The organism is Bradyrhizobium sp. Tv2a-2, assembly GCF_000472425.1.
GTDB lineage: Bacteria > Pseudomonadota > Alphaproteobacteria > Rhizobiales > Xanthobacteraceae > Bradyrhizobium.
The window spans coordinates 50,761-61,799 of record NZ_AXAI01000012.1 but is presented as its reverse complement, the minus strand read 5'-3'; the positions used below and the strand labels follow the sequence as shown (position 1 = coordinate 61,799).

The window sequence follows — 11,039 nt, the reverse complement described above, 5'->3', positions numbered from 1 at the left end:
GACCAAAATGAAGTTCGATTCCAAAAACAGCATCGCCGGATTGCCGGTCAAGACAGCGCGCGATCTGATGCGTCACCTCAACGTACACCGAATCGACGCGGACACGGTGCTTGAGTTCCTCAATGACGAGCACTGGCGTAGCACGGTGGACGCCGCCTGCAAGGCCGATCCGACAATCCCGAAGAGCCTTCGCCAGCGATGCGATGCTGAAGATCGCAAGGATTATTGCAAAATTTGGCGCTTCAAGTTCAAGCCGATCAAGCTCACTGAGGCCGAACGCGTGTTCGCGACGCTGCTCGATGAGGGTTACCTCGAACCCCACGAGCCGGAGCACAAGTTCGATGAAGCCAAGTACCAGACCAGTGTGAACGGTCAGCGGCTCGCGGCTGCGAACCTGACGCCGAGGTTTGACCGAGCGAAGGCCGACAAGGAGGTCGCTGCCCTGATCGCACGGGCCAACGAGATCAATAGGCGCGATGAGTTGGTATTCTTCATACACAAGATCACCGCGTTCGGATCGTATCTCACCGACGGCAATGACCTCGGGGACATCGATCTCGTGGTTGAGGTCGCGCCGCGCCGCGAGCAACACATCGACGAAGCGCACTATCGGGCCGACAACAGCGGCAAGACCTTGGGTTTCATGGCGAGGCTAAACTATGGCGATAGCGAGGTCCTGCGGTTGCTCCGGGCACGCAAGTCGCGCCTGTCATTCAACACGCGCTCGACTCTCGATCTCGAAACAAAATTCCGGGTGCTGTTCGAATGGCTGCCCGACGCTAAGCGTCGCGCCGAGATGGAGGCGTTCGACTGGCGCCTGCACGAGCCGCTGCGACAGGTCAACGAATGGCTAACGTCGAACCCCGATATCAATGCCGACCCTATCGAGGTCGCACGCTGGTGTCAGGACGTTGCCGCCATATTGTCGAAACCCCGCTCGCAACGATTGTTTCGCGATTGGAGTGACAACTCCGCACATGACCTGCTGTCATACTGGGGCGTGGCCGCTTCCGAGGCTGCCGCCGAGAAGGCGCACGGAATGGAGTGGGATGAGTACCGCGAGCGCGTCAGCTACTACATCAGCGAATATTACAAAAATCCGGTCACTCCACTGATCGAGACGGAAATCTACGCGCATTTCGCGCGTGGCACCGACTATATGGATGCCGCAATCTTGGTCGCCAAACACTTCCGATGGAGATTGATCAAGGAGCGCGGCGGATGGGTTTCCCCGCTGCAACGGCGCGTCCAGGAAATGGAAGGGCACGGTTGATGCGCTGGGCGTCGGCGGCTTGCTTAGCGCCAGAACTTTAGGACGCCAGGGCCATGCAACTCGCCGTCTGCTAGCGTGCCGCTTGTCGAACCGCATCTTGGCGTCCACCGCATTCCAGCCCGCGTCCGTGACGATCGCGATACGCCTCCCTCGTGCGAGTGCTTAAATCGGTTTCTCGCCGATGGGCTCTGAACATCATCGGAGTTCTCAAAAAGCTCAAACGAGCATCAGGTTAATTTGAAATACGCGCGGGACGACGATCAATGGTTCGGAATCGGTGGATTCCGAATTGCACAGCTTGCGAAATAGCGGCGTTTCTATTCAAGGTTGGGGAGCGGCTCATAAGGGGCGCACTGCGCCATCAATCGCTGGCAAGGGAAATTGATATGGGTCACTATCATCTGACTCGGATAGCATCAGTGCTCGAACAAACATTTTCGAGTCTGGTTGATATGAGCGATTGGGAGGATCGAAGGGCCGAAGACGTTCGAACAGCCTTCCTATCCCGTTCGCTCGCAGCACTCTGTATCAAGATGCTCGCTGGAATTAATGATCAAGCCGCAGCGCGGACGCTCGTGGACGGCTTCGATGACAGCGGTATCGACGCGCTATTTTTCGATCAAGTAAACGATGCGTTCTATTTTGTTCAGAGCAAATGGAACAACGCAGGAAACAAGCCAATCAGCGAGGCCGCCAGCGGGAAGTTTGCCGATGGCGTAAGAGACATTCTTGCGGGAAATCTTGATCGCTTTAACGCGAAAGTGAAAGCCAAAGAAAATGAAATCCTGTCTGCTCTGCGCGCGAGCCGTCTAATCACAATCGTTTTGATTACGGTCCACTCCGCAGAGCCTGAGATAGGTCTTCACGGGCGGAGAAAAATAGACGACCTCGTGACGGAATTGAACGTGCCCTCATTGCCTGAGCAGGCAAGGGCGATTCATCTGAATCAGGAGGAAGTCTATCGCCTAATAACCTCTTTTGCGAAACCGGCCAAAATTGATGTTCCAATCACGCTAAGCCAATTCGGCTTTACGGAGCGACCGTTCCTTTCTTATTACGGCCGAGCCAACTTGATTGAAGTTGCCGGATGGTGGAGGGATTATGGACGATCGATCTGCGACCGAAACATACGTCACTTCTTTCATCGATCTGACGTGAACGACGCTCTTCGAGATACTTTGCTCTCGAACCCAGAATACTTTTGGTATTTTAACAACGGGATCACTATCATCTGTGATTCCGTTGTAAAAAGCCTGACAGGTTCGCCCGGCACTGCGCTGGGTCTGTTCAATTGTAAAGGCGTAAGTGTCGTAAACGGAGCACAAACCGTCGGGGTTATAGGGACAATTCTGCCTCAAGGGGAAGGGGGAGTAGCCTCTGAAACCACCAAAGTGAGCGCATTTGAACATTCCTGGGTGCAAGTTAGAATCATATCTCTTGAGAAATGTCCGCCCGGATTTGATCGGCAAATAACCCAAGCAACCAATTTCCAAAATGCCGTTGTCCGAAGAGATTTCGCGGCAATGGACCCGGTACAGCATCGCCTCGCGACTGATTTCTCGCTGGATGGTAGGCGATACGTGTACAAATCGGGCGAAGAGGATCCTCACGGCGACGATGGATGCAGCATCACTGAGGCCACGCAGGCACTTGGGTGTGCGGCGTCTATCGAACTAGCAGTGCAGGTAAAACGGGAGATTAGCGAACTTTGGTGGAAAATTGATCGGCCGCCTTACACGGAACTTTTCAACGATCATTTGACCAGCATACGGCTTTGGAGGGCTGTTCGCATTCTGCGAGCCGTAGATGAAGAGCTGCAGAAGCTCAGGCGCTCATCCGCCGCTCGCGCTGACATGATTGCCGTTCACCTGAACCGGGCCCTTTTGCACTTGGTTTTCCGCGATCCGGCAGTGCGGCAATACAGCCGTGACGATGTGACTGAAGATCATCTTACTACGTCTGCCCGTGATGCGATAAACGAGATTTTCCCTAGAGTCGCTGCTTACATAGAGCAAAAGCACCCTTATGACTATTTAGCGAGCTTCTGCAAAAACCGGGAGAAGTGTGCAGTCATGGCCACCGCTCTATTGAAGCCCGGGCAAGTCGAAGCTTCTGGCGCGCAGCTATCCTTCTTGCCTGAAATGATCAATCCGGACGGGCAAACGCCTTCCTTGGACATTCCGTGATCCACGCGATGTGGTCACGCCAAGTGATGCACCCGATTGCGAGTTCGGCGCCACTGGGCGCTTCGGAAGACTCTGCAGCGCCGGAATCTCGCTACTTCACCCCCGCGCGCCCCTCCGCCGGCAAACTCGTCAGCAACGCATGCAGCGTCATCAGCGTCGAATGATCCGCCACGCCATCAACCCGGGCCGGGCGGAAATGGCGCTGGAAGGCGGTGACCACTTCCATGGTTGGTCCGTCATATTTTCCGGTCACCGGCACGCCGTAGCCGTATTTGGCGAGCGCCATCTGCAGGTTCTGCACGTCGTCGCTGACGGTGCCGAGCATAAAGGCCTCGCCGCGCGTGATCGGCGCCGGCTGCACCCAGTGACCGACACCGGAATTGGCGAGCGAATGCCAGGGAAATTTTTCCCCCGGATCCTTCTTGCGCGCCGGTGCGACGTCGGAATGCGCCAGCACCCGGTGCGAGGGCACGTTGCGGCGGAGCATGATGCCGCGGCAGAGCGCGATCACGGCGGCGATCTGGCGCAACGGGAAATCCGGATAGCCCCAGTCATGGCCGCGATTGACGATCTCGATGCCGATGGAACAGGAGTTGACGTCCTCTTCGCCAGCCCACGCCGATACGCCGGCATGCCAGGCGCGCTTCGATTCGGGCACGCATTGCACGATGCGGCCGTCTTCCAGCACGATGTAGTGGGTGGAAACATCGGTGCCGGCGGTGCACAGCCGCGCAATCGCGCCTTCCACGTCCGGCATGCCGGTGTAGTGCAGCACGATCATGTCGACGTCACGGCCGCTGTTGCGCTCGCCATAATTCGGCGAGGGGATCACGTCGGAGGCGATCGAGGTATCCGGGGTGAAAGTCTTCATGTTCGCAGCCTCCTTCGGGATCGGAAGCGCGCGCTGACGCTTCGAATCAGATCCATTGGACGGAGGCGAACCAGACGACATTGGACAGTCAAACCACAGATGAGGGCGACTCGCGTCGCATTTCGGCAAAAATAATTTTAACTGTTTCTTTACTTCAGCGTCAGCGCAATCAGTGGCGACGTCAAGCTGCCTCTGCATTTTGACAGGGTGTTTGCTTCAGGGCGTTTGCTTAATGCATCGGCGGTCCCTTGGCCGCGCGTCGGGAACCCGCTCGATCCGATTCGCTTTCTTGATTGTGACGTCCCCATCAACGCTTTCTTAAGCCTATCCGCCCTTACTAAGTGGTGAAGAGCCGAACCGGTTTGGGGAACGGCAAGCCTCTCACACGCTCGAAATCCCATGTCAGCCCAGCAAATTCCAGCCGGAAAACAGGGTTTGCGGGATGAAGCGCGCGGATTAAGCATTGGCGCGGAGCGGCGGCGCGTTCGAGAACGCTGCGGCGAGCGCAGGAGTTTGAGGCGCCATGGGCCGGCGACCGTTAAGTTTCCGTTTACCTTGCGATTGCGTGCGGGGCGCCGCCCCATGAGCGCGGGCTCGCCACGCCATGTTCCCGTGCTGCTGCGCGAGGTGCTGGAACAGCTCGCGCCACGCCAAGGCGGCATCTATGTCGATGCCACCTTCGGTGCCGGCGGATACAGCCGCGCGATTCTCGAAACCAGCGGTACCCGGGTCATCGGCATCGACCGTGACCGCACCGCCATCGCCGGGGGATTCGATCTGGTCGAGCAGGCCGGCGGCAGGCTGACGCTGGTCGAGGACCGCTTTTCCCATCTGGCGGACATCTCGGCCGCGCAAGGTCTCGAGAGCGTCGACGGCGTTGTGATGGATGTCGGCGTTTCCTCCATGCAGCTCGACCAGGCCGGGCGCGGCTTCTCCTTCCGCCTCGACGGTCCGCTCGACATGCGGATGGGCTCGTCCGGTGCCAGCGCGGCCGACGTGGTCGCGCGCGCCGGCGAAGCCGAACTCGCCAACATCATCTATCTCTTTGGCGAGGAGCGCCATTCGCGCGGCGTTGCCCGCGCCATTGTCGCCGCGCGCAAGGAAGCGCCCATCACGACCACCCGTGCGCTCGCCGATATCGTCGCGCGCACGGTGCGGTCCAGGCCGGGCGACATCCACCCGGCCACGCGCACCTTCCAGGCGTTGCGGATCTTCGTCAACGAAGAGCTCGACGAATTGCAGGAGGCGCTGGAAGCGGCTGAACGCGTGCTCAAGCCCGGCGGGCGGCTTGTGGTCGTGTCCTTCCATTCGCTGGAAGACCGCATCGTCAAGAATTTCTTCTCCGAGCGCAGCAAGACCGGCGGCGGCTCGCGGCATCTGCCTGAGGTCGCGCAGATTGTGCCGAGCTTCAGGCTCCTGACCCGCCGGCCGCTGGTGGCTGATGATGGCGAGACCGCCGCCAATCCGCGCGCCCGCAGCGCCAAGCTGCGCGCGGCAATCCGCACCGAGGCCGCTGCGCATCCGCCACAGCCCTTGGCCTCATGGCCACGACTGGCCGAAGTGATGCGGGGAGGCTAGGGCGATGCGGATCCTTCACCTCCTCGTGATCGGCGCGCTCATATTCGCAGCCGCCTACGTCTACCGAATCAAGATGGAATCGACCGCGCGCACCGAGCGCGTCTTGAAGCTGCATGCGCAGATTCGTGAAGAGCGCGACGCCATTGCGGTGCTGCACTCCGAATGGGCCAAGCTCGATGCGCCGCTCCGCCTGCAGGGCCTCGTCGAGCGCCATCTGCCGCTCAAGCCGATCAACGCCCGCCAATATGACGATTTGAAAAACCTGCCCGAGCGGCCGCCGAGCCTGGTCAAGCCCGGCGATCCCGATCCGATCGGCGCGATGATCAGCATCATCGATGCGCCCGCAGATGCGGCCAGCGTCACCGGCTCGGTGTCGCAGCCGGAGAGCAAGCAATGACGGAAGCGGCACAACCAAAGGCAAAACCGGAACCGTGGCGGCGGCGGCTGATCCGCAGCCTGCTCTACGGGCGCAATGTCGATCGCATTGCGAAAGCGCGTGCGCGTGTCGGTCTTGCGATCCTCGCCTTTGCCGCGATCTATGCGGTGATCGGCGGGCGGCTCGTGATGTTTGCGATCGGCGCGGATGCGCATGGCGGGCGTCAGGCTGCCGCGCACGATGCGATCGCGACCGCGCGGCCCGACATCATCGACCGCAATGGCGAGATCCTCGCAACCGACGTCAAGGCGCCGAGCCTGTTCGCCGAGCCGCGCCGGCTCATCGACACCGACGAGGCGACCGAGCTCCTGACCGCCACGCTGCCCGACCTCGACACGGACGAGGTGCGCGACCGCCTGTCGTCGCGAAAGGGCTTCGTCTGGCTGAAGCGCGATATCACGCCGAAGCAGCAGCTGGAAATCCACCGACTTGGCATTCCCGGTGTCGGCTTCCTGCGCGAGAACAAGCGTGTCTATCCCACCGGCAACGAAGTCGCCCATCTGATCGGTCTCGTCAATATCGACAACCAGGGCATCGCCGGCATGGAGAAATGGCTGGACAATAATGGTCTGGCCGATCTGCATCGCGCGGGCTTTGCCACCGACCGCCTGCAGCAGCCGATCGAATTGTCGGTCGACCTACGCGTCGAGCACGCGCTGCGCGACGAGCTGCAAAAGGCGAAAGACAAGTTTCACGCCAAGGCGGCATCGGGCCTCGTCACCAATGTCAGGACCGGCGAAGTCGTGGCCATGGTGTCGCTGCCGGATTTCGATCCGAACAACCCGAAGGAAGCGCACGATCCCGATCGCATCAACCGCCTGACCACCGGCGTCTACGAGATGGGCTCGACCTTCAAGGCCTTTACGCTCGCGATGGCGCTGGATACCGGCAAATACGACCTCAACTCGATGTGGGATGCGCGCGCGCCGCTGCACTACGGCAGGTTCGCGATCCATGACGATGAGCCCAAGGGCCGCTTCATCAGCATGAAGGAGGTGTTCACCTTCTCCTCCAACATCGGCGCCGCCAGAATCGCGCTGTCGCAAGGGGTGGAAGCGCACAAGGCCTTCCTGCGCAAGATGGGGCAGCTCGAGCGGCTTCGTACCGAGCTGCCGGAGAGTGCGTCCCCGATCGTGCCGCGGCACTGGGGCGACCTCAACACCATCACCATCGCCTTCGGCCATGGCATCGCGGTAGCGCCGCTGCAGGCGGTCATGGGCGTCAGCGCGCTGGTCAATGGCGGCTATTTGATTCCGCCGACCTTCCTGAAGCGCAGCGAGGCGGAGGCGATGCAGCTGGCCAAGCGGGTGATCAAGCCCGAGACGTCGGAAAAGATGCGGTTCCTGATGCGCCTCAACGCCGAGGTCGGCACGGCGCGCAAGGCCGACGTCAACGGCTATTATATCGGCGGGAAAACCGGCACCGCGGAAAAGGTCATCAACGGCCGTTATGCCAAGAAGCGTGTGCTCACGGCCTTTACGGGCATTCTCCCTGCGGACAATCCCCGTTACCAGGTCCTCATCATGCTCGACGAGCCGCAGGCGCTGAAGGAAACTTACGGGTTCATCACCTCCGGCTGGAACGCCGTGCCGACCGCCGGCAACGTGATCGCCCGGATTGCACCGCTGCTGGGGATCGAACCGCGCTTCGATTTGCCGCCGCCCGACCGCCTTATTCTTGCGGCATCAAAGACAACGCAGTAAGCACGGGGATGCCGCGACCCCTCTTTGAGTCCCCCGCGCGGCATTCGCCGCGCGTTTCCCCGTGGGCCTCGGCCGGACTGGAAGATCATGACGCTTGGCGAGCTTTTTGGCGCTGACGCCCGCATCGATCCGCAGGCAAAGCACGTTCATGTTGCCGGTGTTGCCGTGGACAGCCGTGCGGTGAAGCCCGGCGATGTGTTTTTCGCGCTTGCCGGCCACAAGACCGATGGCGCGCGCTTCACCGCCGCGGCCATTGCGGCCGGCGCGGTCGCGGTCGCCGGCGAGCAAATGCCGGCGTCGGGTTGCAGCGTTCCCTTCGTCACCACGCCGAACGCGCGGCTCGCGCTGTCGCTGGCGGCCGCGAGATTCTTCCCGCTGCAACCGGCGACGGTCGCGGCCGTGACCGGCACCAGTGGCAAGACGTCGGTGGCGGCTTTCACGCGCGAGATCTGGCAACAGCTCGGCCATGTCTCGGCCAGCATCGGCACCATCGGCCTGGTCTCGCCGGAGCGCACCGTCTATGGCTCCCTGACGACGCCCGATCCGATCGCGCTGCATCGCCAGCTCGACGAGATCGCACGTGATGGCGTCACGCATCTGGCGTTCGAGGCCTCGTCTCACGGGCTTGACCAATACCGGCTCGACGGCGTGCGCATCGCGGCCGGCGGCTTCACGAATCTGTCGCGCGATCACATGGATTACCATCCCGACGTCGCGCATTATCTCGCCGCCAAGATGCGGCTGTTCCGCGAGTTGATCCCGTCCGGTGGTGCCGCCGTGATCTCGGCCGACCATGATTGCTCGCGCCAGGTGCTTGATGCGGCGCGCGCGCGGGCCTTGCGGATTCTGGCGGTCGGCAGCCAGGGCGATGGGGCAGGCGAGGGCATTCGTCTGGTGGCCGCCGAGATCGACGGCTTTGCACAGAAGCTTGCGCTCGAGCATCGTGGCAGGAGATACGCCGTGCGGCTGCCGCTGGTTGGCCATTTCCAGATCGAGAACGCACTTGTCGCGGCGGGGCTTGTCATCGCGACCGGCAGCGAGGCGGACGCGGTGTTTGCAAGCCTCGAGAAGCTCGAGGGCGCCAAGGGACGGCTTGAGCGCGTGGGCGAGCGCAACGGCGCGCAGATCTTCGTCGACTATGCCCACAAGCCCGATGCGCTTGCCAAAGCGCTGCAGGCGCTGCGGCCCTATGCCAAGCGCAGGCTGGTCGTCGTGTTCGGCGCAGGAGGCGACCGCGACGCGGGCAAGCGGCCCTTGATGGGCGCGATCGCGGCCGAGAATGCCGATCATGTCATCGTCACCGACGACAATCCGCGTAGCGAAAAGCCCGAGGCCATTCGTGCCGCGATCCTGGCCGCAGCCAAGGGCGCCGGCGAGATCGGCGACCGCGCGCAGGCCATCCGCACTGCGATCGACGATCTCGAGCCGGGCGATGCGTTGCTCATTGCCGGCAAGGGCCATGAGACTGGCCAGATCGTCGGCGACCGTGTGCTGCCGTTTAGCGATCATGAGGCCGTGGCGGCTGCACTTGCCCCGAGGGTTGCATGATGGCGGTAACGCTCTGGACCTCGCAAGCCATGACGGAGGCCATGCGCGCCGCGCCCAACGGCGCGTTGTCTGACGCTGTGACGGGGCTGTCGATCGACAGCCGCACGGTCCTGCCGGGCGACGCTTATTTCGCGATCAGGGGCGACGTGCATGACGGTCACGATTTCGTCGATGCAGCGCTCAAGGCCGGCGCGGCGTTGGCGGTCGTCGAAAACGCGCAACGCGCAAAGTTCGCGACCGACGCGCCACTGCTCGTGGTCGATGACGTGCTCGGAGCCTTGCGCGATCTCGGCCGCGCGGCGCGCGCACGGCTTCGGGGCCAGATGATCGCGGTCACCGGCTCGGTCGGCAAGACCTCGACCAAGGAGGCGCTGCGCCATGTGCTCTCGGCGCAAGGCCCGACGCATGCGTCTGTCGCTTCCTTCAACAATCATTGGGGCGTGCCGCTGTCGCTGGCGCGCTGTCCGGCGGATATCCGCTTTGCCATCGCCGAGATCGGTATGAATCATGCGGGTGAGATCGAGCCGCTGGTGAAGATGGTGCGGCCGCATTTCGCCATCATCACCACGGTCGAGCCGGTGCATCTTGAGTTCTTTTCCGGCATCGAGGCGATCGCCGACGCCAAGGCCGAGATCTTTGCCGGCGTCGAGCCCGGCGGCGCCGTGGTGCTCAACCGCGACAACGCGCAATTCGGGCGCTTGACCGAACGCGCCAGGGAACGCGGCATCGCGCGCATCGTCTCCTTCGGCTCGGACGCGAAAGCCGATGCGCGGCTGCTCGACCTCTCGCTGCATGCGACCTGCTCGGCGGTTCACGCGAACGTCCTGGGGGTTGACGTCACTTACAAGCTCGGCATGCCCGGCCGTCACATGGCGATGAACTCGCTTGCCGTGCTCACGGCCGCATCGCTCGCCGGCGCCGACCTTGCGCTCGTGGCGCTGTCGCTGTCGAGCCTTGTGCCTGCTGCTGGCCGCGGCGTGCGCCGCGTGCTGGATCTACGCAATGGCGAGGCCACCCTGATCGATGAGAGCTACAACGCCAACCCGGCGTCGGTGACCGCGGCCCTCAACGTGCTCGGCCAGGCGCAAATCGGCGCACGGGGCCGGCGCATCGCTGTGCTCGGCGACATGCTGGAGCTTGGCCCCGCTGGTCCCGATCTGCATCGCGGCCTTGCCGATGCCGTCAACGCCGCCAATATCGACCTCGTTTATTGCTGCGGCGTCCTGATGCGCAACTTGTGGGACGCGCTGTCCCCGGCTAAACGGGGCGGCTATGCGGAGAGCTCGGCGCGCCTGGAAGCAGAGGTGGTCGCCGCGATCCGCGCCGGCGATGCGATGATGGTGAAGGGATCGCTCGGCTCGAAAATGAAGATCATTGTGAATGCGCTGGAAAGGCGTTTTCCCGGCAGGTCGGCAGCCGATGAAGCCGCGGGATAGGCGGAGTG

At 62.1% G+C, this 11,039-nt stretch carries 8 protein-coding genes; 7 read left to right on the top strand and 1 reads right to left on the bottom strand.

The annotated features are described in order from the left end of the window. Nucleotides 1–7 precede the first annotated feature (7 nt). Both A3AI_RS0124500 and A3AI_RS0124495 read left to right on the top strand, forming a co-directional pair. The gene (locus A3AI_RS0124500; protein ID WP_024518121.1) at nucleotides 8–1,273 is read left to right on the top strand and encodes a hypothetical protein; all 1,266 of its coding nucleotides are present in this window, start codon (nucleotides 8–10) and stop codon (nucleotides 1,271–1,273) included. A 419-nt stretch (nucleotides 1,274–1,692) separates the two neighbouring features. Then, nucleotides 1,693–3,459 carry an AIPR family protein gene (locus A3AI_RS0124495; RefSeq protein WP_198030203.1) on the top strand — a complete coding sequence of 589 codons (1,767 nt, stop codon included), beginning with the start codon at nucleotides 1,693–1,695 and terminating at the stop codon, nucleotides 3,457–3,459. Between the two features lie 91 nt (nucleotides 3,460–3,550). On the opposite strand, the gene A3AI_RS0124490 is transcribed toward A3AI_RS0124495, so the two are convergent. After that, nucleotides 3,551–4,330: an N-acetylmuramoyl-L-alanine amidase gene (locus A3AI_RS0124490; RefSeq protein ID WP_036049450.1), complete on the bottom strand. Its 780-nt coding sequence runs from the start codon at nucleotides 4,328–4,330 to the stop codon at nucleotides 3,551–3,553. A gap of 582 nt (nucleotides 4,331–4,912) precedes the next feature. On the opposite strand from A3AI_RS0124490, the gene rsmH reads away from it, so the two are divergent. From rsmH to A3AI_RS0124465, 5 genes are all read left to right on the top strand, one after another. Beyond that, nucleotides 4,913–5,908: a 16S rRNA (cytosine(1402)-N(4))-methyltransferase RsmH gene (gene rsmH / locus A3AI_RS0124485; RefSeq protein WP_024518118.1), complete on the top strand. Its 996-nt coding sequence runs from the start codon at nucleotides 4,913–4,915 to the stop codon at nucleotides 5,906–5,908. A 4-nt stretch (nucleotides 5,909–5,912) separates the two neighbouring features. Then, nucleotides 5,913–6,305 carry a cell division protein FtsL gene (ftsL, locus tag A3AI_RS0124480; protein WP_024518117.1) on the top strand — a complete coding sequence of 131 codons (393 nt, stop codon included), beginning with the start codon at nucleotides 5,913–5,915 and terminating at the stop codon, nucleotides 6,303–6,305. Further along, nucleotides 6,302–8,047 (top strand): peptidoglycan D,D-transpeptidase FtsI family protein, encoded by a 1,746-nt coding sequence (locus A3AI_RS0124475; RefSeq protein WP_024518116.1) that lies wholly within the window; start codon nucleotides 6,302–6,304, stop codon nucleotides 8,045–8,047. Before ftsL ends, A3AI_RS0124475 begins: the two co-directional genes overlap by 4 nt. A gap of 87 nt (nucleotides 8,048–8,134) precedes the next feature. After that, complete coding sequence (locus A3AI_RS0124470) at nucleotides 8,135–9,595, top strand: UDP-N-acetylmuramoyl-L-alanyl-D-glutamate--2,6-diaminopimelate ligase (RefSeq protein WP_024518115.1); 1,461 nt, start codon at nucleotides 8,135–8,137, stop codon at nucleotides 9,593–9,595. Beyond that, nucleotides 9,595–11,031 carry a UDP-N-acetylmuramoylalanyl-D-glutamyl-2,6-diaminopimelate--D-alanyl-D-alanine ligase gene (locus tag A3AI_RS0124465; protein ID WP_024518114.1) on the top strand — a complete coding sequence of 479 codons (1,437 nt, stop codon included), beginning with the start codon at nucleotides 9,595–9,597 and terminating at the stop codon, nucleotides 11,029–11,031. Before A3AI_RS0124470 ends, A3AI_RS0124465 begins: the two co-directional genes overlap by 1 nt. Nucleotides 11,032–11,039 lie beyond the last annotated feature (8 nt).

Coding starts and splice junctions, on each gene's coding strand:
- A3AI_RS0124500 (WP_024518121.1), top strand. CDS start 8: ATGAAGTTCGATTCCAAAAACAGCATCGCCGGATTGCCGGTCAAGACA.
- A3AI_RS0124475 (WP_024518116.1), top strand. CDS start 6,302: ATGACGGAAGCGGCACAACCAAAGGCAAAACCGGAACCGTGGCGGCGG.
- rsmH (WP_024518118.1), top strand. CDS start 4,913: ATGAGCGCGGGCTCGCCACGCCATGTTCCCGTGCTGCTGCGCGAGGTG.
- ftsL (WP_024518117.1), top strand. CDS start 5,913: ATGCGGATCCTTCACCTCCTCGTGATCGGCGCGCTCATATTCGCAGCC.
- A3AI_RS0124490 (WP_036049450.1), bottom strand. CDS start 4,330: ATGAAGACTTTCACCCCGGATACCTCGATCGCCTCCGACGTGATCCCC.
- A3AI_RS0124470 (WP_024518115.1), top strand. CDS start 8,135: ATGACGCTTGGCGAGCTTTTTGGCGCTGACGCCCGCATCGATCCGCAG.
- A3AI_RS0124465 (WP_024518114.1), top strand. CDS start 9,595: ATGGCGGTAACGCTCTGGACCTCGCAAGCCATGACGGAGGCCATGCGC.